The organism is Streptomyces sp. C10-9-1, from assembly GCF_024497955.1.
In the GTDB taxonomy this organism is placed as follows: Bacteria; Actinomycetota; Actinomycetes; order Streptomycetales; family Streptomycetaceae; genus Streptomyces; species Streptomyces sanyensis.
On the sequence record NZ_JANHKP010000013.1, the window covers coordinates 90794 to 110355 of the forward strand.

Here is a 19562-nt window from a genome sequence, read left to right on the forward strand (position 1 = left end):
CCATGGCATTCACCCGTGCCACCGGGAAGCATCGTGCCCCGAGCCGCCTGACGCGCAGGACCGCGAGCCTCGCCGGTGCCGCCACGCTCGCCACCACCGGCGTCGTGGGCGGCCTCGCCTCCCCGGCCCTGGCGGCCGAGCCCCTGGCCGCCGCTTCCGAGGACACCGGTCTGACGCAGGTCATCTCCGTGGAGACCTCGCTCGCCGACGAGATAGCCGACCAGGCCGCCGCGCAGCGCGAGGCCGCCGAGGAGGCCGCCGCGAAGCAGCGCGCCGCCGCCAAGGCCCGGGCCGAGGCCGAGCGCAGGGCCGAGGAGCGCGCCAGGGAGCTGCGCGAGGCCGAGGAGCGCGCAGCCCGCGAGGCCGAGCGCAAGCGGCTGAACGCCTACCGCCTCCCGGTGGCGGGCTCCCATGTGACCACCGGCTACAAGGCCGGTGGCGCCCTGTGGTCCTCGGGCAGCCACTCCGGTGTCGACTTCCGGGCTCCGATGGGCAGCTCCGTGGTCGCCGTCGGCGCCGGCACCGTCGTCGAGGCCGGCTGGGGCGGCGCGTACGGCAACAACGTGGTGATCCGGATGAACGACGGCACCTTCACCCAGTACGGGCACCTGTCCTCCATCGGTGTCGGGGTGGGTCAGCAGGTCGCGCCGGGCCAGCAGATCGGCCTCTCCGGCTCCACCGGCAACTCCACCGGCCCGCACCTGCACTTCGAGGCGCGGACGACGGCGGAGTACGGCTCCGACATCGACCCCGTCGCCTACCTCCGCTCCCACGGCGTCGGCGTCTGAGCCTCGGCGGCCCACCCGATCGGGGAGGGCCGCCCGCACCGGGCCGCCGTCCCCTTCCCGGGGGCCGGGCGGTCCACCCCCGGGCGGCCCTTCCGCGGCGGCGGCCCGGGCCGGATCGGGTGACCTGCCCTCACCCGTGGCCCTGCCGCCACCCGAGCCCCTCGGGCGCGTCCCGCCCCTGGCCCTCACCGTCCGGTGGGCTGCCGCCGGGAGGAGCCCTCCCGTCCCTCGCCGGGAGGACATCCGCCGCCGCGGCCGACTGTTCCACCGATTCCGGCCAAAAGGCCGGAAGATTATGTGTGGATTCCGGGCGCCCTTCGGAAAACCCTGCCGACTGGAATAGAGTCACGGGACCCGCGTCGGCCGGCGCTGGTTTCGTGCGGATACGGCGGAGGTTCGGTCATGCGCATTCCCGCGCACTCTGTATGCACGGCTATTCGCGACGACATCGTCTCCGGCGTCTTCCGGCGCGGCAGCCGCCTGACCGAGGAGCAGCTCGCGCGTCGCTACGGCGTCTCCCGCGTCCCCGTCCGCGAGGCCCTGCGGACCCTTGAGTCCGAGGGGTTCGTGGTGACCCGGCGGCACGCCGGGGCGCATGTCTGCGAGCCCACCGAGCAGGAGGCCGCCGACCTGCTGGAGGTCCGGACCCTGCTGGAGCCCCTCGGGGCGGCCCGCGCGGCCCAGCGGCGCAGCGAGGGGCACCTGAGGGTGCTGCGGGGCCTGGTCCGGCTGGGGCAGGACCGCGCCCGGCGTGGTCAGGACGAGGACCTCAGGTCCCTCGGGTCCTGGTTCCACGAGACGCTCGCCCAGGCCAGCGCCAGCCCCGGGCTGATCGCCCTGCTGACCCAGTTGCGCCACAAGGTGGCGTGGATGTACGCGGTCGAGCCCGCGGCGGCACCGGTCGAGGAGTGGGTGGAGCACGGCGCCATCGTGGACGCGGTCGCCCGGGGCGACGCGGAGCGCGCCCGCGCCCTGACCGCCCTGCACGCGCAGCGGTCCGCCGCGGCCCACCGGCTCCGCCGCACGGAGCCCGTGAGGACTTCGCAACATTCCGTAAACACCGAACGCGTCCGCACGTAACACCAGGTCCGTATACAAAGGGGTGGCGGCCGAGGAGCTTCCTCGTGATGCCCTCCGGGAATTGCGTGCATTTCCGTCGCGTCCGGTGCGTGGCTTTGCGTGAATTCGCTGCCCGTGGGTCGAGGGGGAATTCATCCGCGGAATTGCGGGGCCGCGTGCGGTGGCCGACCGGTACCTGCGTCGGCGGTGTGCGCACCGCGCGCGGGCCCGGACCGGACCCGGACCGGAGGTGAGCCGCGGCACCCTCCCGGATGCCGCGGCTCACCGGGCGCGGACGTGCGGACGGCCGCCTGGGCCGCCCGCTGCGGTCAGACCGTCTCGGGCAGCTCGTCGAGGCCCTCGGCGACCAGCCTGGCCAGGCGGTCGAGCGCGGCGTCGGCGTCGGCGGCCTCGGAGGCGAGCACGATCTCCTCGCCGCCCTTGGCGCCGAGCCCCAGCACGGCCAGCATCGAGGCGGCGTTGACCGGGGCGCCGTCCGCCTTGGCGATGGTCACGGCGACCCCGGAGGCCGTGGCGGCACGGACGAAGATGGACGCGGGGCGGGCGTGGAGGCCCTCGGCCCAGCCGACATTGACGCGACGCTCAGCCATGGTGTTGCCCTTCGAGTGCTACGGGTTGTCTAGACCAGTGTGGCATACGCCCCGCCGTGCTCCCGCCGGGGCGGAAGCCCTCCCGGTCAAGGGGCGGACGGGCCTCAGCCTGCCCTCGGCCGCCCCGGTACGCGAGCGCAGGTACCGCCGTACGCTTGGCCCATGCCCACGCGGAGCGAGCCGGAGCACGCCTACCCCGACCACTGGGAAGCCGACGTCGTGCTGCGCGACGGCGGGACGGCCCGCATCAGGCCCATCACCCCCGCCGACGCCGACCGGCTCGTCAGCTTCTACGAGCAGGTCTCCGACGAGTCGAAGTACTACCGCTTCTTCGCCCCCTATCCCCGCCTCTCCGACAGGGACGTGCACCGCTTCACCCACCACGACTACGTGGACCGGGTGGGCCTGGCCATGACCGCGGGGGACGAGTTCATCGCGACGGTCCGCTACGACCGCGTCGACGAGCGGGGCCGCCCGGCCGCGTACCCGGCCGACTCGGCCGAGGTCGCCTTCCTGGTCCAGGACGCCCACCAGGGCCGGGGGGTGGCCTCCGCGCTCCTGGAGCACATCGCCGCCGTCGCCCGGGAGCGGGACATCCGCCGCTTCACGGCCGAGGTCCTGCCCGCCAACACCAAGATGATCAAGGTCTTCCGGGACGCGGGCTACACCCAGCGGCGCAGCTTCGAGGACGGCTCCGTCCATCTCACCCTCGACCTGGAACCGACCGCGAAGTCCCTCGCGGTCCAGCGCGGCCGCGAGCTGCGCGCCGAGGCGCGCTCCGTGCAGCGGCTGCTCGCCCCCCGCTCGGTTGCCGTGGTCGGCGTCGGCCGCCGCCCCGGCGGCGTGGGCCGGACCACGCTGGGCAACCTGCTGGCCTCCGGCTTCACCGGCCGCCTCCACGCCGTCAACCGTGCCTACCCCGAGGACCTGCGCACGGTCGACGGCGTCGCCGCGGTCCGGTCGCTGGGCGAGATCGGCGAGCCGGTGGACCTCGCGGTCGTCGCCGTCCCCGCGGAGCGCGTCCCCGAGGCGGTCGCCGACTGCGGTGAGCACGGCGCCCAGGGGCTGGTGGTGCTCAGCGCGGGATACGCCGAGAGCGGCGCCGAAGGGCGGGAACGCCAGCGCGAACTCGTGCGCCAGGCCCGCTCGTACGGCATGAGGATCATCGGCCCCAACGCCTTCGGGATCATCAACACCGCCGAGGAGGTCCGCCTCAACGCCTCGCTGGCCCCCCGGTCGCCCGCCCCGGGGCGGATCGGCCTCTTCACCCAGTCCGGTGCGATCGGCATCGCGCTGCTCGCCGGCCTGCACCGGCGCGGTGCGGGGCTGTCCTCGTTCATCTCCGCGGGCAACCGCGCGGACGTCTCCGGCAACGACTTCCTCCAGTACTGGCACGAGGACCCCGGGACCGACGTGGTCCTCCTCTACCTGGAGTCGATCGGCAACCCCCGCAAGTTCACCCGGCTCGCCCGCCGCACGGCCGCGGTCAAGCCGGTGGTCGCGGTCAAGGGCGCGCGGCACACCGGGAGCGCGCCGCCCGGCCACGCCGTCCCCGCGACCCGGATCCCGGACGCCACGGTCGGCGCCCTGCTGCGCCAGGCGGGCGTCATCCGCGTCGACACGGTGACCGAACTCGTGGACGCGGGGCTGCTGCTCGCGGGCCAGCCGCTGCCCGCCGGACCGAGGGTGGCGATCCTCGGCAACTCCGAGTCGCTGGGCCTGCTCGCCTACGACGCCTGCCTCACCGAGGGCCTGCGCCCCCTGCCGCCCGTCGACCTCACCACCTCGGCGACCCCGGCCGACTTCCGCGCCGCCCTCGCGACCGCCCTCGACGACGGCGCCTGCGACGCGGTCATCGTCACCGCCATCCCCTGGGTGGAGGAGCCCGGTGCCGCCGAGCCCGGCGAGGGCGGATCCGGCGACGGCGAGGTCCTGGCGGAAGCACTGACCGACGCGGCGGCCGCGGGCCCGGCCAAGCCCGTCGCCGTGGTCCATGTGGAGATGGGGGCCCTGGCCGACGCCCTGTCGGCGGCCACCCGCACCAGGCCGCGCACCCGGCCGGAGCCCGCGGCGCCCTCAGACGGCGCAGGACCGGAGGCGTCCGCCCCCGTCGGCCGCCCCGCCGCTCCCGAGCACCGCCCGGCCGCCGGGCCACCCGCCGGAGGCGACGGCCACGGCGAGGGCGACGGCGGACCGGCGGCCGGCCGGGAGAGCGGCACCGGCGGAGCGCCCCCGCGCCACCGTCCGCTCGGCGCCCGCTCCTGGCTCGGCCGCCTGCGCACCGACCGCCGGGCGCCCGCTCCGGACACCGCGGCCTCCCGCCCGGCCGACGGGGACGGCACGGCCCCGCGCGCGGCGGACACGGGGAGCGCCCGGAGCCCGCAGGACGCGCAGCGCCCCCCGGACGCCCCCCGCCCCGCCGTCCCCGGATACGCCCCCACCGTGTGGCGGATCCCGGCCTACCCCGCCGCCGAGCGCGCGGTGCGCGCCCTGGCCGAGGCCGCCCGGTACGCCGAGTGGCGCCGCCAGGCCGCCGAGCCGGGGCGCGTCCCCGAGTACGAGGACGTCGACGAGGGCGCCGCGGCCGCACTGATCGAGGAGCTGCTCGGCCGGGAGGGCGACCACCGCGGCTTCAGCCTCGCCCCCGCGGACGCCCGGGCGCTGCTCGCCCACTACGGCATCGCCGTGCGGCACGCCCTGCCCGCCTCCGACCCCGACTCGGCCGCCGACGCCGCCGCCCGCCTCGGCTACCCGGTGGCCCTGAAGACCACCGCGCCGCACCTGCGGCACCGCGCCGACCTCGGCGGGGTGCGCCTGGACCTCGCCGACGAGGGGCAGCTGCGCCAGGCGTACGAGGAGCTGACCGACGCACTCGGCCGGGCGGCCGAGCTCCAGCCCGTCGTCCAGGCCATGGTGCCGCGCGGCGTGGACACCGTCGTGCGGGCCGCCATCGACCCGGCCGTGGGCTCCGTGCTGTCCTTCGGCCTCGCCGGGGCTCCCTCCGAACTCCTCGGCGACACGGCCCACCGGCTGGTCCCGGTGACCGACCGCGACGCGGCCGAGCAGATCCGCAGCATCCGCACCGCCCCCCTGCTGTTCGGCTGGCGGGGTGCGGCCCCCGTGGACACGGCCGCCCTGGAGGAACTCCTGCTGCGGGTGTCGCGGCTGGTCGACGACCACCCGGAGATCGTGTCCGTCTCCCTGGAACCGGTCGTCGTGTCACCGCACGGCCTGTCGGTGCTCGACGCCTCCGTCCGGCTGGCGCCGCCGCCCGCCCGCACCGACCTGGGGCCGCGCAGGCTTCCCAGCTACTGACGCCACGGGGCCCCGGCCTGCCGTCCGCCCGCACCCGGCGGCCCCGGGCCGCGGGATCCGGCGGGGCGCCGACGGGGTCCGCCCGGCCCCTTAGGATGGACGGCATGGCGAAGACCGGCACGACGACCCAGGGGCTGCGCGCGGCTATCGAGCGCAGCGGCTACTACCCGGCCCTCGTGGCCGAGGCGGTGGAGGCCGCCGTCGGCGGGGAGGCGATCTCCTCGTACCTCGTGCACCAGGAGACGACCTTCGACGCCAACGAGGTCCGCCGCCATGTCACCGTCCTGGTGCTCACGGGCAAGCGCTTCATCGTCAGCCACACCGACGAGCAGGCCGCCGACTCCGACTCGCCCACCCCGTACGCCACCACGTCCACGGAGTCGGTGAAGCTCGACCGGATCTCCTCCGTCGTCGTCAGCCGCGTCGTCTCCAACCCCGAGTCGTACACCCCGGGCACCCTGCCCCGCGAGGTCGTGCTGACCATCGGCTGGGGCGCGGTCTCCCGGATCGACCTCGAACCCGCCGCCTGCGGCGACCCCAACTGCGAGGCGGACCACGGCTACACCGGCAGCACCACCGCCGACGACCTGAGCCTGCGGGTGAGCGAGGCCGGCGACGGCCCCGACACGGTCCGCCAGACCCTCGCCTTCGCCCAGGCGCTCTCCGAGGCCACGGCGGCCACCCGCTGATGGTCCAGCCCGCGCACAGCGCACTCTGGCCGGACGAGCCCGCCCCGCTGCCGCTCGACGGGGCCCCGGTGCCCGAGTACGGCACCGGATCCCTGGCGGACCTCCTGCCGACGCTCGCCGCGGGGCAGTCGGTACCCGGTTGCGAGCCGCGCATCCGGGAGCTGGCCCCCGCGGACCGCAACTGCGTGTTCCTCGTCGACGGCCTCGGCTGGGAGCAGATCAGGTCCCACCCCGACGAGGCCCCGTTCCTGACCTCGCTGCTCGGCGGATCACGGGGCGGCACCGGACGGCCGATCACGGCCGGGTTCCCGGCGACGACCGCCACCTCGCTCGCCTCCGTCGGCACCGGCACCGAACCCGGCCGCCACGGCCTGCCCGGCTACACGGCCCGCAACCCCGACACGGGCGAGCTGATGAACCAGCTCCGCTGGAAGCCGTGGACCGACCCGCACGCGTGGCAGCCCCACCCCACGGTCTTCCGGCTGGCCGACGCGGCGGGCGTCCACACGGCGCAGGTGTCCTCGCCCGCCTTCGAGCACACCCCGCTCACCCGGGTCGCGCTCAGCGGAGGAACGTTCCACGGACGGCTGACCGGCGAGGAGCGGATGGATCTCGCGGCCGAGCAGCTCGCCGCGGGGGACCGCTCCCTCGTCTACACCTACTACAGCGAGGTCGACGGCAAGGGGCACCGCTTCGGGGTGGACTCCGACGCCTGGCGCGGCCAGCTGATGTACGTGGACCGGCTCGCGCAGCGTCTGGCCGAGCAGCTGCCGCCGCGCTCCGCCCTGTACGTCACCGCGGACCACGGCATGATCGACATCGCCTTCGACGAGGAGTCGCGGATCGACTTCGACGAGGACTGGGAGCTGCGTGCCGGGGTGGCCCTGCTCGGCGGTGAGGGGCGTGCCCGCCATGTGTACGCGGTGCCCGGAGCCGAGGCGGACGTGCTGGCCGTCTGGAAGGAGGTGCTGGGCGACCGGTTCTGGGTCGCGGGCCGGGACGAGGCCGTGGCCGCCGGCTGGTTCGGCCCCCGCGTGGACGACCGGGTCCTCGGCCGCATCGGCGATGTCGTCGCCGCGGCCTGCGAGGACGTCGTGATCACCGCCTCGGTGGCGGAGCCGCACGAGTCCGCGATGGTCGGCATGCACGGCTCGATGACCCCTGTCGAGCAGCTGGTGCCCCTGCTCGAAGTCCGTACCTGACCCGCCGCCCCGCCCCCTCGCAGCCGCACCCCCTCCGCCGACCCGAAAGGCCGTCGCCCCCTCATGCCCGAGCTGGTGTTCTTCTCCGGAACGATGGACTGCGGGAAGTCCACCCTCGCGCTCCAGATCGAGCACAACCGCTCGGCCCGGGGCCTTCAGGGCATGATCTTCACCCGGGACGACCGGGCGGGCGCGGGCAAGCTGTCCTCCCGGCTGGGCCTGGTCACCGAGGCCGTCGAGGCGACGCCCGCGCTGGACCTCTACGCCTTCGTCGTGGACCTCATGTCGCGCGGCGGCAAGACCGACTACGTCATCGTGGACGAGGCCCAGTTCCTGGTCCCCGACCAGATCGACCAGCTCGCCCGGATCGTCGACGAGCTGAACCTCGACGTGTTCGCCTTCGGCATCACCACCGACTTCCGCACCAAGCTCTTCCCGGGCTCCCAGCGCCTGATCGAACTGGCCGACCGGGTCGAGACGCTCCAGGTCGAGGCGATGTGCTGGTGCGGTGCCCGCGCCACGCACAACGCCCGCACGGTGGGCGGGGAGATGGTCGTCGACGGGGAGCAGGTGGTGGTGGGAGACGTGGGCGGGGCCGCGGAGGAGGTCGGGTACGAGGTGCTGTGCCGACGCCACCACCGCAGGCGGATGACGAGCGCGGCCTCGCGGGCGGCGGCACTGTCGCCCGACGTCCTGCCGGTCACCTCGCACTGACCTGCGCCTCACCAGGCCGTAGCCGGACCGCCCGCTGAGGCTACGCGGCCTGTGTGCCGGGGCGTTTGAAGACCTGGCGGCCGTGCCAGAGAACGAACTGCGGGTCGACGGTGGGCCGTCCGGGGCGAGGGGCGGCCACCGGTTGCCCGTGGAGGCCGTCGACGGCTCGGCCCGCCGGGCCGCGGGCCACGTACAGCTCGGAGACCTGGATGTGCAGGTCGGGCAGAAGGCCCAGGACGCCGATGTCGAAGAGGGCATGGTGCAGGGAGCACAGGGCCAGGCCGTTGTCCACCTCGTCGGGGCCGTCCAGGCTGTGCCAGCGTACGTGCGCGGCCTCCAGGCCGACGGGGTTTCGGCCGAGGGCGCCGTCGAAGCCGCAGAACGCGCAGGCGTACGCGTAGGCGTGCAACACCTCCTCGGCGAACCCGGCCCGACGCCGGCGCCGCTTCCGTTCGGCCGGCGTGTGTGCCGTGTCGTCGAGGCCGGGGGCGAGGTCGAGCCCGACGGCGTCGCAGATGGGCCCCTCCAGCGTGGGGGTGAAATGCTGCTCCAGCAAGAGGCGCACGGCCGCGCCCAGTGTGCCCGGTTCGGCCAGCAGCTTCTCCACATCGGGACGAAGACGGCCATGCGCCCCCTGGGCCCGCAGCGCGCTGCCCCGCTCCGGCGCGTCGGGACCGATGGCGTGTCCGTCCCGGTCCCGCAGCTCCCACACCCGGCGCTCCAGGTGCACGAACGGCATCGCCGCCCGCTCCCGTGCTCGCGAGGGGCTCGTGACGGCCGGCCCGAAGTCGTTGATCAGCCGACTGACCGGCTCCTCGGCCTCGTCGTACGAGACGGCAGTGCTCCCGAACTCGGCGAACCGACCGAGCAGCCACAGCACGAGAAGCGGTTTGTGCGGCGCTCGCCGTCCACCCGTCTGCGCCCGCCGCAGCGACGACAGGGCGCTGAGCAGCTCTTCCCGCGTCATGGACCCCCCCCGTATTCGAAGCCGCTTCGCCTTGCGCCGTGATTGTCGCAAAGTCCCTCCCGGGGCAGGCTCCTGGGCCGGCTACGCGTGGGGCGTGACGCCAGCCGTCGTGCGTGTGCCTGGGCGTGAGGCATGCACGCGACGGGGGCCGGTGCCCGCCACGCAGCCGCCCCTCGCGGTCCCGAGCGGAACCCGGCTGCAGCCGAAGTCGCCCTCCGGCCCGGCGGTTCCGTAGGTGCCGGGCACTGGCCGCGCGTCTTTGGGGGGAGCTGCGCCGGACGCGCGGGGGCCCGGACTCGCTGCCGTGCCCCGTGGGGAGGGTCGGAGGCCCGGGCTGCCGGCCTCGGATCCTGCGTCGACCGTCTCGGGCCGCCTCCACTCCTCCGTGTCGGCGGGCGGGCGTCTCGGTCAGGACCGGACGGTCCCCGTCACCGGCGCCTTCCGCAGCCCACATGGCCGCGGCCGCCCCAGAGGCATCCGCCAGTGCGGGCACACGGACGCGGTCCCATCGGGCGGGGGCGGGGTCGGCCTCCGCGTCCGGCGGCCCCTCGGCGCGGCCGCGCGGTCCGCCGCGGGCTCAGGTGCGCGGCTGGACCACCGACAGGACCGCGCCCTCCGGGTCCGCGATGGTGGCCTCCACCCCTCCCGCGCCCCGGGCGGGCGGGGTGTCCATCCTGCCGCCGAGCTCCACGGCCCGCCGGGCCGCCCCGGCGGCGTCCTCCACCTCGAACCAGGTCATCCAGGACGGTCCCCGGGTGCGCAGCAGCGCACGGTCGGCCGTGCGCACCGACGCCACGCGCCGCCCGTCGGCGAAGAGGGTCACCAGGTCCCGTCCCGCCGGCCCGGTGGCCCGCGCCTCCACCCCGAAGACCATCTCGTAGAACTTGGCCACCCCGGCGTCCCAGGTGAGGAGTTCGTGCCACACGGCCGTCCCCGGGCCGCCGTGCACCGCCGCCCCCAGGTGCGTGGCCCGCTGCCAGGCGCCGAACACCGCCCCGGACGGGTCCGCGCCGATGAGCAGGCGCCCCGCCGGGCCCGCGTCCAGCGGGCCGACGCCCACCGTCCCGCCGCAACTGCGCACGGCCTCGGAGGTGGCGCCCGCGTCCGGGGTGGACAGGTACGGGGTCCAGGCCACCGGCAGGTCCCGGTCGGCGGGCAGCCGCCCGATGCCGGCCACCTCCCGCCCGTCGCGTACGGCGCGGACGTACGGCCCCAGTTGCCCGGGACCCGGTTCGAACTCCCAGCCGAACAGGGCGGCATAGAAGTCCTGCGTCGCCTCGACGTCGTGCACCATCAGACTGACCCAGCAGGGTGCGCCGGGCGTGTGCCGAGTCGCCTCGGTCATCGTCATCGTCTCCTCGGACCATCGTGGTGGCCGTACAAGGGTCGGGCGCGTGGGCCGTTGTGCGGAGGTCGTGCGCCCGGGCCCGGCCGCCGGTCCGGTGCCGCCGGTCGTCAGGGCCCGCGCAGATGGTGCCACCACCGGGGGCGCCCGGCGCCCGGGCCGCGCCGTGTTTGGCGGGTTCCCGACGCCGACGGAACGTTCCGGCGGATCCTGGCCCTCCCCGGACGGCCGGAATCCGGTGCGCGGTGGGGCAGGATGGCGGTATGACACCCATCGTCTCCGCAGCCGATCTCGCCGCCGAGCTGGCCGGCCCCGTGCCGCCGGTGCTGCTCGACGTCCGTTACCAGCTGGGCGGCCCGCACGGCCGACCCGCCTACGAGGCCGGGCACATCCCGGGAGCCGTCTTCGTCGACCTCGACGCGGATCTCGCGGGGCCGCCCGGGGAGGGGGGCCGGCACCCGCTGCCTGACCCCGGGGCCTTCGGCGCGGTGATGCGCCGGGCGGGTGTCCGCGCGAGCGTCCCCGTCGTGGTCTACGACGGGGACAAGGGGTGGGGCGCGGCCCGGGCGTGGTGGCTGCTGCGCTGGTCGGGACACACGGACGTCAGGGTCCTCGACGGCGGCCTGGCCGCCTGGACGGGCGACCTGGAGAAGGACGTCCCGGTCCCCGCGGAGGGCGACTTCACGCCCCGCCCCGGCGCGCTCCCGCTGCTGGACGCCGACGGTGCGGCGGAGTGCGCTCGCACGGGCCTGCTGCTGGACGCGCGTGCGGGGGAGCGCTACCGGGGGGAGGTCGAGCCGATCGACGCCGTCGCGGGGCACATCCCGGGGGCGGTCTCCGCGCCGACCGGGGAGAACCTGGACGACGCGGGGCGCTTTCTGCCGGCGGCGCGGCTGGCGGCCCGCTTCGCGGCGCTCGGAGCGGGGGAGGGCACGGCGACGGTGGGGGTGTACTGCGGCTCCGGCGTGTCGGCCGCACAGCAGGCCATTGCACTCGAACTGGCCGGTTTCGTCCCGGCGCTGTACGCGGGCTCCTGGTCCGAGTGGTCCCGGGATCCGGCCCGGCCGGTGGCGACGGGCGCCGCTCCGGCATGACGGCGGGGCCCCTCGGCAGGGGCCGGGGCCGCCTCCCCGTCCGCGCACCGCTGCGCGGACGGGGAGGCGCTCACTCCTGCTTCTTGCGCCGGGTGCCGAAGACGATCTCGTCCCAGCTCGGGACCGCCGCCCGCCTGCCGGGCCGGACGCCGTCCGCCTCCGCCTGCCGGTCCGTCGTCCCGGTCAGGCGGTCCCGGTGCCCGGCCACCGAGCGCGGCATCAGCACGTCCGCGTAGGCGGAGCCGGCACCGGCGGAGGCGGCGGGCGCGACCTGCTCCTCGTCCGCCTCGTCCTCCTGCGCGGGTTCGAGTTCGATCGCCGTCGGCTCCTCCGAGGGGCGCTCCGGCACCACCATGTCCCCGCGGAAACTGGGCACGGCCTCCAGCAGGCTGGTCAGGGAGTCGCGCTCGCCCTCGTCCTCCGGTTCGGCGGACGGTCCGCGCTCGGCCGGCCGGTCCGGGCCCCGGTCCAGCGGCCGGTCCCGGGGCAGCCGGGCGATCCGCGGCACGAACGGGAAGCTCGGCTCCTGGGCGAGGGAGTCGTCGGTCTCCCCGATGAGGGAGCGCGCCTCGTCGTCCACGGCCTGGACGAGCCGCCGGGGAGGGTCGTAGGTCCAGCTCGCGGCGTGCGGCTCACCGGCCACCCGGTAGACGAGCAGGACCTCCCAGGTGCCGTCGTCCCGGCGCCAGGAGTCCCACTGGACGCTCTCGCGGTCCGCACCGCGCAGCAGCAGCCGCTCCTGCACCGCCTCGCCGAGCTGCGGTCCGGTGTTCTCGCCCGGCCGCCGTACGGGGGTCTTGCGGGCGCGTTCGGCCATGAAGGCGCGCTCCGCCAGGACGGGGCCCTCGAAACGGCGCACCCGCTCGACGGGGATCCCGGCGAGCTGGGCCACCTCCTCCGCGGAGGCACCGGCCCGTATCCGCGCCTGGATGTCCCGGGGGCGGAGATGGCTCTCCACCTCGATCTCGATCTGGCCGAGCCGGGCGCGGTCGTTGCGTACCGCCGCCCTCAGCCGCTCATCGATCGGAAGCGTGTATTCCGTGCTGTCCGCAGCCTTGAGCACCAGTCGTGTGCCGTCGTTGGAGACGGCCACGACACGCAGTTCGGGCATGGGGACCTCCCGGGTGGTGCCTGCCGACGTCACCTGCGTCGCTGCTTCCGCTAGTCGAGTGTGGCCTGCCCGGGTGCAGCCTGCCACAACCTTGCCGAGTTGCCCGGCGTGTCGGGCACAGGCCCGTTACCGTCGGTATGGCACGGTCGTCTATTGAGCCACTCAGAGTCACCACTGCTCACTCTGGGCGATAGATTCCCGTGCGGTGCCGCGGCGCCGCCGGATCGAGCGCCGCCTTCGGCCCCCAACCTGGGTCCGCACGCCGCAAGACGCTCAGGCCCAGGGTTCGCCACAGTACTCCATTCGGGCCATCAGGGTGGACTGCCGCGCCGCCCGACTTCCTCCGTGTGGCGCACGTCTGCCCGCGGCCTCCCGGTTCCCCGGGTGGTGTGGTTCACAGAACCAACCCAAGCGGAACCATCTGCTTCGCTCATCTGTCATCAGAAGGTGCAGGAAGGGCAGAGGGGCGAACAGGGGATGGAGATGCGACACACCGGAGAGAGCGGGGCGAACCGCCGCGACGAGCCGGGGGAGCGGCCCCCCGGGGCGCCGCGCCGCATCGAGCTGAGCGTCCCCCAGGTCGCGGGCAGTGCGCTCGCCGCCGTCGCGGCGGCCGTGCTCGCCTCCCGGCTGGGCGTCTACGGGACCATCGTCGGGGCGGGCGTCGTCAGCATCGTGGCGACCTGCGGCGGCCCCCTCTTCCAGCACCTCTTCAGCCGGACCGGCGAACAGCTCCGGGTGGCCGCGGACCCCGGGCGGCGGCGTCCGCGCCGCCCGGAGGGCGGCCCTCCGGCGGAGGTGCGGACCGCCGCTCCGCGGACCGCCGCGGATCCGGGGGCGGACGGGTTCGGGGCCCCGAGCACCCACGGGACGCGGATGCGCGGGTGGAAGCGCCCGGTCGCCGCCGCCGCGGTCGTCTTCGGCGTCACCATGGCGGGCATCACGGCCTGGGAAGTCGCCGCCGGGCAGGAGCTCGGCGGGGGGAGCGGGACCACCGTCGGCACCGCCCTGCGCGGGGGCGGCGGGACGGACGGGCACTCCGGCCCCCGGCAGGACGGCACGGACCCCGCCCCCTCCGGCGGTCCCTCCGCACCGGCCCCGCCCGGCGGCGGATCCGGCGAGACCCCGGACGGCACCGGCCGACCCGGCGCGGACCCGGACCTGCCCCCCGCACCTTCCGGAGAGCCCGAGGAGGAGGCGGACGGCGACACCGCCCCCTCGCCCACCACCACCCCGCCGCCCACCACCGAGCCGGAGCCCTCTCCCAGCGGCATGGACCCCGCCCCCTCCGGCGGGCCCGGGGACGCGGCCTCCCCGTCCCCCGGCGGGTGAGGCGGGTCAGTCGCCCAGCACCCGCCGCAGATAGGGGTTGTGGAACAGGCGGTCGGGGTCCAGCCGGTCGCGCAGCGCCGTGAACTCCGCGAAGCGCGGGTAGACCTCGGACAGGTACGCGGCGTCCCGCGTGTGGATCTTGCCCCAGTGCGGACGCCCCCCGTGGGCGGTCAGGATCCGCTCCGCCGCGGTGAAGTACGCCCGGTACGGCGTGCCCCGGTACATGTGGACCGCCACGTAGGCGCTCTCCCGGCCCGAGGCCGTCGACAGGGTGATGTCGTCCGCGGGGGCGGTGCGGACCTCGACGGGGAAGCCGATCCGCAGCGGCGACCGCTCCACCATGGCCCGCAGCTCCCGCAGTGCCGTCACCACGGCCTCGCGCGGCAGCGCGTACTCCATCTCCACGAACCGCACCCTGCGGGGAGATGTGAAGACCTTGTAGGGGATGTCCGTGTACGTCCGGGCGGACAGGGCACGACTGGACAGGCGCGCCATCGCGGGCACGGCCGCCGGAACGGCCCGCCCCAGCGAACACAGCAGCTGGAAAGCCCCGTTGGAGAGCAGCTCGTCCTCGATCCACGCCCCGACCGCCCCGGGCGGCGCCGCCGGTCCCGCACTGCGGTTGTTGCGCTTGGTGTTGCAGCTGCCGGTGTGCGGGAACCAGTAGAACTCGAAGTGCTCGTTCTCCGCGTGCAGGGCGTCGAACTCCTCCAGCACCCGCTCGAAGGGCATCGGCTCCTCCCGCGCGGTGAGCAGGAAGACCGGCTCCACCGCGAAGGTGACGGCGGTGATCACGCCCAGTGCCCCGAGTCCCACCCGGGCCGCCGCGAACACCTCGGGGTGCTCCTCCGCCGAGCACGTCAGCACCGACCCGTCCGCCGTCACCAGCTCCAGCGCACGGACCTGCGCCGCGATCGAGGCGGAGTCGCGCCCCGTCCCGTGGGTGCCGGTGGAGATCGCCCCGGCGACGGTCTGGGCCATGATGTCGCCCATGTTGGTGAGCGAGAGCCCTTCGCGGGCGAGGGCCTCGTTCAGCCGCCGCAGCGGGGTGCCGGACTCGACGGTGACCGTCATCGCCGACCGGTCGATCCGCCGGATGCCCGTCAGCAGGTCGGGCCGTATCAGCAGCCCGTCCGTGGCGGCGATCGACGTGAACGAGTGGCCCGTGCCGACGGTCTTCACCCGCAGTCCGTCCTCGGCGGCCCGCCGCACGGCCTCCGCCAGTTCGGCGGCGGACGCGGGGCGCGCCTCCCGCCGGGGGGTCACCGCGACGGTGCCCGCCCAGTTACGCCACGTGCTCCGTCCGGTCCTCTGATCGGCCAGAGTTGCGCTCACGCTGTACCTCCCGCGTCGGCACCGGCCTGCGCAGCCGGCGGTACCCAAGGAACGCCACCACGGCCGCGAACGCTCCCGACAGCCCGGGCACCGCGTACGCGGCAGCCGCCCCGTGCGCGTCGACGACCCAGCCTGCTGCCGACGAACCGAGGGCGATGCCGACCGCGAGGCCCGTACCGGTCCAGGACATGCCCTCGGTCAGCTTGCTGCGCGGTACGTGCGCCTCGACGAGAGCCATGGTGGTGACCATCGTCGGGGCGATGGCGAGGCCCGCGAGGAAGAGCGCCACGGCCAGGAACGGCAGGCTCCCGGCCAGTTGGAGGGGGATCATACTCACGGCCATGGCGCAGACACCCACCACCCACCGGCGGGAGGGCTCGCCCTTGAGGTGCAGCAGCCCGAACACGGCGCCCGCGAGGCAGGATCCGAGCGCGTAGACGGCCAGCACCCAGCTGGCCGAGGACTTGCTGCCCAGTTCCTCGGCGAAGGCCACGGTCACCACGTCCACGGCGCCGAAGATGGCCCCGGTGGCGACGAACGCGACCACCAGCACCTGCAGTCCGGGGGAGCGCAGCGCCGAACCGCCGCTGTGGCGGTCCGCCGGATGCGGCACCGGCTCGGTGGCCCGCTGGGCCGTCAGCCACCAGACGCCGACGAGCAGGAAGGCGCAGGCGAGCACCGGGCCCGCGGCCGGGAACCACATCGTGGAGAGCCCGATCGACACGATCGGGCCGAAGATGAAGCACACCTCGTCGACGACCGACTCCACCGAGTAGGCCGTGTGCAGCTCCCGCGGGCGCCCCTGGTAGATCGCCGCCCAGCGGGCCCGTGTCATGGCACCGACGCTGGGCACGCAGCCGGCGGCCGCCGCGAAGGCGAACAGCGTCCAGTCGGGGGCTCCCGACTCCGCGCAGACCAGCAGGCCGGTCACGGCGGCGAGCGCCAGCAGGGTCGCCGGACGCAGCACCCTGCGCTGGCCGTACCGGTCCACCAGGCGCGAGACCTGGGGGCCGAGGACGGCGGCCGACAGGGCCAGGGTCGCCGTCAGGGTGCCCGCCAGGCCGTACCGGCCGGTCAGCTCCGAGATCATGGTCATGATGCCGATGCCCATCATGGACAGCGGCATCCGGCCGACGAAGCCCGCGGCGGAGAACCCGAGGGTGCCGGGGGAGGCGAAGACCGCGCGGTAAGGACTGGGCACTGGGGACTCCGGTAAGGCGTGTGGGCAGCCTTCACAGGTTACGCGCCTGGTCGGGCCCGCGCACCGGGGTTTTCCGGCCTGGCCGGAACCGCCCCGCCGCCGGGCTCCCTGCCCGGCGGGCCCGCCGGGCAGCGCCGCCGGCCGCCTGACACGCCCGGGGCGGAGCCGCCCGCCCTGCGCCCGGGTGGCAGGATCGACCCATGTCCGATCTGCGTGATCCAGCACCCTACGACGCCCTCCTGCTGCTGTCCTTCGGCGGCCCCGAGGGACCGGACGACGTGGTCCCGTTCCTCCAGAACGTGACCCGCGGCCGGGGCATCCCCGCCGAACGCCTCAAGGAGGTGGGGCAGCACTACTTCCTCTTCGGCGGCGTCAGCCCCATCAACGACCAGAACCGCGCCCTGCTGGACGCCCTGCGCAAGGACTTCGCCGGGCACGGTCTGGACCTGCCGGTGTACTGGGGGAACCGCAACTGGGCCCCCTACCTGACCGACACCCTGCGCGAGATGGCCCGGGACGGCCACCGGCGCATCGCCGTCCTCGCCACCAGCGCCTACGCCTCCTACTCCGGCTGCCGCCAGTACCGCGAGAACCTCGCCGACGCGCTCGCGACCCTCGCCGGGGAGGGGCTCCGGCCGCCGCGCGTGGACAAGCTCCGGCACTACTTCAACCACCCGGGCTTCGTCCGCCCCGTGGTCGAGGGCGTCCTCGCCTCGCTGGCGGAGCTGCCCGAGGAGGTCCGCGCGGGTGCGCACCTGGCCTTCACCACCCACTCCATCCCGACCGCCTCGGCCGACACCTCGGGCCCGGCGCCCGGGCACGGCGACGGCGGGGCCTACGTGCGCCAGCACCTGGACGTCGCCCGGCTCGTCGCCGACGCCGTCCGCGAGGAGACCGGCGTCGCCCACCCGTGGCGGCTGGTGTACCAGTCCCGCAGCGGTGCCCCGCACATCCCCTGGCTGGAGCCGGACATCTGCGACCACCTCCAGGCCCTGCACGCCGACGGAGCCCCCGCCGCCGTCATGGTCCCGATCGGCTTCGTCTCGGACCACATGGAGGTGCTCTACGACCTGGACACCGAGGCCACCGCCAAGGCCGCCGAGCTGGGCCTGCCGGTACGCCGCTCGGCCACCGTCGGCGCCGACCCGCGCTTCGCCGCCGCCGTGCGCGACCTGCTGCTGGAGCGCGCCGCCACCGAGCGCGGGGTGGCCGCCGAGCGCTGCGCCCTCGGCGCCCTCGGGGCGAGCCACGACCGCTGCCCGGCCGACTGCTGCCCGGCCCGCACCCCGCGGCCCGCGGCCGCCGGCGCCGACGGCCCCCAGGCGTGAAGGAGACCCCGTGACCGACTCCCCGACCCCCGTGACCGAGACCCTGACCTCGGAGCTGCTCGCCCTCGCCCTGGAGGCGGCGGACCGGGCCGGCACGCTGCTGCGCGACGGCCGTCCGGACGACCTGGCGGTCGCCCGGACGAAGTCCAGCCCGATCGACGTGGTCACGGAGATGGACCTCGCCGCGGAGAAGCTGATCACCGACCTCCTCGCCGAGCGCCGCCCGCACGACGGCGTCCTCGGCGAGGAGGGCGCCGCCACCGAGGGCACCAGCGGGGTGCGCTGGGTCGTCGACCCGCTCGACGGCACCGTGAACTACCTCTACGGGCTCCCCACCTGGGCCGTCTCGATCGCCGCCCAGGTGGACGGCGAGACGGTCGTCGGTGTGGTGGCGGCCCCGCTGCGGGGCGAGACCTACCGCGCGGTCCGCGGCGGCGGGGCGTACGCGGGCGAGCGGCGGCTGAGCTGCCGCCCGGCCCCGCCGCTGGACCAGGCCCTGGTCTCGACCGGCTTCAACTACGTGCACCGGGTCCGCAGCCACCAGGCCGAGGTGGCCCAGCGGCTGATCCCCCGGCTGCGCGACATCCGGCGCAGCGGCTCGGCGGCCGTCGACCTGTGCGACGTCGCCGCCGGGCGCCTCGACGGCTACTACGAGCGGGGCCTCAGCCCCTGGGACCTGGCCGCCGGTGACCTGGTGGCCCGGGAGGCGGGCGCGCTGACCGGCGGCCGGCCGGGCACGCCGCCCTCGGGTGAGCTGACCGTCGCCGCCTCGCCGGGCGTCTTCGCGCCCCTCCAGGAGCTCCTGGAGGAGCTGGGGGCGTGGCACGACTAGGCCGTGTCCGACGCATGGCGCCGTTCGCCCGCGGCCGGACGGGCGGGGCCGGCCAGGCCCCGCCCCCGCCCGCGGCGGGGGCCCGCGCGCAGGAGGGCCCCCGCACGGCCGTGCGGGGGCCCTCCTGCCGCGAGCGGTGCTAGGGGCGGATCACGGCCTAGGCCGCGCCCACCCGCACGCCGTGTTCCTCGGCCAGGCGGTGCAGGTCGTCGAGCTCGGCCTGTTCCACGTCGGCGAGGAAGTCGTCGCCCGTCTCACGGGCCCTCGTCAGGTCGTTCTCCGCAGCCTTGATGCGCTGCAGAAGCCCCGCGGTGAATGCGTCCATCGATGCGCCCCCTCGGCTAGGTCGGTGGCACGGGGGTGTGCCTGGGGTTCCCCCTCACCACCGCAGGCGACCGGCGGGTGAAGGGTGGGTGATCAACCCTCGAACATGTCGTGCGGCCCCCTCGGGAGGGCGTGATCGTGGGTGTGCAGTCGTCCTCCCCACCCCTCCAGCCGGGGAAACCTCGGCCTCCCGGGGAATCGGCGGCCCGCGCCGCCGCCCGCCGCCTTACTGCCGGTTTACGCACGTAGCAGGCAGGATGGGCACGCACACCAGGTGCGCAGAACTGCCGTGTCCGCAAAGGGACCGGCTCCGAG

The 19562-nt window shown here is 75.4% G+C and carries 17 protein-coding genes; 10 read left to right on the forward strand and 7 right to left on the reverse strand.

Features of this window, described 5'->3' with window-relative positions; all coding sequences use genetic code 11:
* The first annotated feature begins 2 nt into the window (after positions 1-2).
* Positions 3-788 carry a M23 family metallopeptidase gene (locus tag NPS70_RS19690; protein WP_256525642.1) on the forward strand — a complete coding sequence of 262 codons (786 nt, stop codon included), beginning with the start codon at positions 3-5 and terminating at the stop codon, positions 786-788.
* A gap of 402 nt (positions 789-1190) precedes the next feature.
* Positions 1191-1868 carry a GntR family transcriptional regulator gene (locus tag NPS70_RS19695; RefSeq protein ID WP_256525643.1) on the forward strand — a complete coding sequence of 226 codons (678 nt, stop codon included), beginning with the start codon at positions 1191-1193 and terminating at the stop codon, positions 1866-1868.
* A 308-nt stretch (positions 1869-2176) separates the two neighbouring features.
* On the opposite strand, the gene NPS70_RS19700 is transcribed toward NPS70_RS19695, so the two are convergent.
* Entirely contained in the window at positions 2177-2458 is a 282-nt protein-coding gene (locus tag NPS70_RS19700) for an HPr family phosphocarrier protein (RefSeq protein ID WP_256525644.1), read from the reverse strand.
* A gap of 162 nt (positions 2459-2620) precedes the next feature.
* Between NPS70_RS19700 and NPS70_RS19705 the strand changes: the two genes are divergently transcribed.
* The 4 genes from NPS70_RS19705 to NPS70_RS19720 all read left to right on the forward strand — a co-directional run bounded on the left by NPS70_RS19705 (position 2621) and on the right by NPS70_RS19720 (position 8378).
* A complete protein-coding gene (locus NPS70_RS19705) occupies positions 2621-5773 on the forward strand; it encodes a GNAT family N-acetyltransferase (protein ID WP_256525645.1) in 3153 nt (1050 codons plus the stop codon).
* Between the two features lie 104 nt (positions 5774-5877).
* Entirely contained in the window at positions 5878-6462 is a 585-nt protein-coding gene (locus tag NPS70_RS19710; protein ID WP_256525646.1) for a DUF5998 family protein, read from the forward strand.
* Positions 6462-7664, forward strand: coding sequence for an alkaline phosphatase family protein (locus tag NPS70_RS19715; protein ID WP_256525647.1), 1203 nt, complete (start codon positions 6462-6464; stop codon positions 7662-7664). Before NPS70_RS19710 ends, NPS70_RS19715 begins: the two co-directional genes overlap by 1 nt.
* 63 nt (positions 7665-7727) lie before the next feature.
* The gene (locus tag NPS70_RS19720; protein WP_256525648.1) at positions 7728-8378 is read left to right on the forward strand and encodes a thymidine kinase; all 651 of its coding nucleotides are present in this window, start codon (positions 7728-7730) and stop codon (positions 8376-8378) included.
* A 40-nt stretch (positions 8379-8418) separates the two neighbouring features.
* Here the strand turns inward: NPS70_RS19720 and NPS70_RS19725 are convergent, their stop codons facing one another.
* Both NPS70_RS19725 and NPS70_RS19730 read right to left on the reverse strand, forming a co-directional pair.
* Entirely contained in the window at positions 8419-9345 is a 927-nt protein-coding gene (locus tag NPS70_RS19725; protein WP_256525649.1) for a phosphorothioated DNA-binding restriction endonuclease, read from the reverse strand.
* A 577-nt stretch (positions 9346-9922) separates the two neighbouring features.
* Positions 9923-10690, reverse strand: a complete 768-nt coding sequence (locus NPS70_RS19730; protein WP_256525650.1) for a VOC family protein — start codon at positions 10688-10690, stop codon at positions 9923-9925.
* 263 nt (positions 10691-10953) lie between these two features.
* Between NPS70_RS19730 and NPS70_RS19735 the strand changes: the two genes are divergently transcribed.
* Positions 10954-11784, forward strand: coding sequence for a sulfurtransferase (locus NPS70_RS19735; RefSeq protein ID WP_256525651.1), 831 nt, complete (start codon positions 10954-10956; stop codon positions 11782-11784).
* Between the two features lie 70 nt (positions 11785-11854).
* Here NPS70_RS19735 and sepH read toward each other — a convergent pair whose 3' ends face one another.
* Positions 11855-12895: a septation protein SepH gene (gene sepH / locus NPS70_RS19740; RefSeq protein ID WP_256525652.1), complete on the reverse strand. Its 1041-nt coding sequence runs from the start codon at positions 12893-12895 to the stop codon at positions 11855-11857.
* Positions 12896-13378: 483 nt separating this feature from the next.
* Between sepH and NPS70_RS19745 the strand changes: the two genes are divergently transcribed.
* A complete protein-coding gene (locus tag NPS70_RS19745; RefSeq protein WP_256525653.1) occupies positions 13379-14227 on the forward strand; it encodes a hypothetical protein in 849 nt (282 codons plus the stop codon).
* Between the two features lie 6 nt (positions 14228-14233).
* On the opposite strand, the gene NPS70_RS19750 is transcribed toward NPS70_RS19745, so the two are convergent.
* The gene (locus NPS70_RS19750; RefSeq protein ID WP_256525654.1) at positions 14234-15562 is read right to left on the reverse strand and encodes a D-arabinono-1,4-lactone oxidase; all 1329 of its coding nucleotides are present in this window, start codon (positions 15560-15562) and stop codon (positions 14234-14236) included.
* Entirely contained in the window at positions 15513-16763 is a 1251-nt protein-coding gene (locus NPS70_RS19755) for an MFS transporter (protein WP_256525655.1), read from the reverse strand. Before NPS70_RS19755 ends, NPS70_RS19750 begins: the two co-directional genes overlap by 50 nt.
* Before the next feature lie 200 nt (positions 16764-16963).
* Between NPS70_RS19755 and NPS70_RS19760 the strand changes: the two genes are divergently transcribed.
* Both NPS70_RS19760 and NPS70_RS19765 read left to right on the forward strand, forming a co-directional pair.
* A complete protein-coding gene (locus NPS70_RS19760; protein ID WP_256525656.1) occupies positions 16964-18091 on the forward strand; it encodes a ferrochelatase in 1128 nt (375 codons plus the stop codon).
* Between the two features lie 31 nt (positions 18092-18122).
* On the forward strand, positions 18123-18923 hold the full coding sequence (locus NPS70_RS19765) for an inositol monophosphatase family protein (protein ID WP_256525764.1): 801 nt from the start codon (positions 18123-18125) through the stop codon (positions 18921-18923).
* Positions 18924-19080: 157 nt separating this feature from the next.
* Here NPS70_RS19765 and NPS70_RS19770 read toward each other — a convergent pair whose 3' ends face one another.
* Positions 19081-19248, reverse strand: coding sequence for a hypothetical protein (locus tag NPS70_RS19770; protein ID WP_256525658.1), 168 nt, complete (start codon positions 19246-19248; stop codon positions 19081-19083).
* Between the last annotated feature and the right edge of the window lie 314 nt (positions 19249-19562).

Bases quoted from the DNA above. Each gene is read 5' to 3' on its own strand.
- NPS70_RS19690 (WP_256525642.1), top strand. From the start codon at position 3: ATGGCATTCACCCGTGCCACCGGGAAGCATCGTGCCCCGAGCCGCCTG.
- NPS70_RS19695 (WP_256525643.1), top strand. From the start codon at position 1,191: ATGCGCATTCCCGCGCACTCTGTATGCACGGCTATTCGCGACGACATC.
- NPS70_RS19700 (WP_256525644.1), bottom strand. From the start codon at position 2,458: ATGGCTGAGCGTCGCGTCAATGTCGGCTGGGCCGAGGGCCTCCACGCC.
- NPS70_RS19705 (WP_256525645.1), top strand. From the start codon at position 2,621: ATGCCCACGCGGAGCGAGCCGGAGCACGCCTACCCCGACCACTGGGAA.
- NPS70_RS19710 (WP_256525646.1), top strand. From the start codon at position 5,878: ATGGCGAAGACCGGCACGACGACCCAGGGGCTGCGCGCGGCTATCGAG.
- NPS70_RS19715 (WP_256525647.1), top strand. From the start codon at position 6,462: ATGGTCCAGCCCGCGCACAGCGCACTCTGGCCGGACGAGCCCGCCCCG.
- NPS70_RS19720 (WP_256525648.1), top strand. From the start codon at position 7,728: ATGCCCGAGCTGGTGTTCTTCTCCGGAACGATGGACTGCGGGAAGTCC.
- NPS70_RS19725 (WP_256525649.1), bottom strand. From the start codon at position 9,345: ATGACGCGGGAAGAGCTGCTCAGCGCCCTGTCGTCGCTGCGGCGGGCG.
- NPS70_RS19730 (WP_256525650.1), bottom strand. From the start codon at position 10,690: ATGACCGAGGCGACTCGGCACACGCCCGGCGCACCCTGCTGGGTCAGT.
- NPS70_RS19735 (WP_256525651.1), top strand. From the start codon at position 10,954: ATGACACCCATCGTCTCCGCAGCCGATCTCGCCGCCGAGCTGGCCGGC.
- sepH (WP_256525652.1), bottom strand. From the start codon at position 12,895: ATGCCCGAACTGCGTGTCGTGGCCGTCTCCAACGACGGCACACGACTG.
- NPS70_RS19745 (WP_256525653.1), top strand. From the start codon at position 13,379: ATGCGACACACCGGAGAGAGCGGGGCGAACCGCCGCGACGAGCCGGGG.
- NPS70_RS19760 (WP_256525656.1), top strand. From the start codon at position 16,964: ATGTCCGATCTGCGTGATCCAGCACCCTACGACGCCCTCCTGCTGCTG.
- NPS70_RS19770 (WP_256525658.1), bottom strand. From the start codon at position 19,248: ATGGACGCATTCACCGCGGGGCTTCTGCAGCGCATCAAGGCTGCGGAG.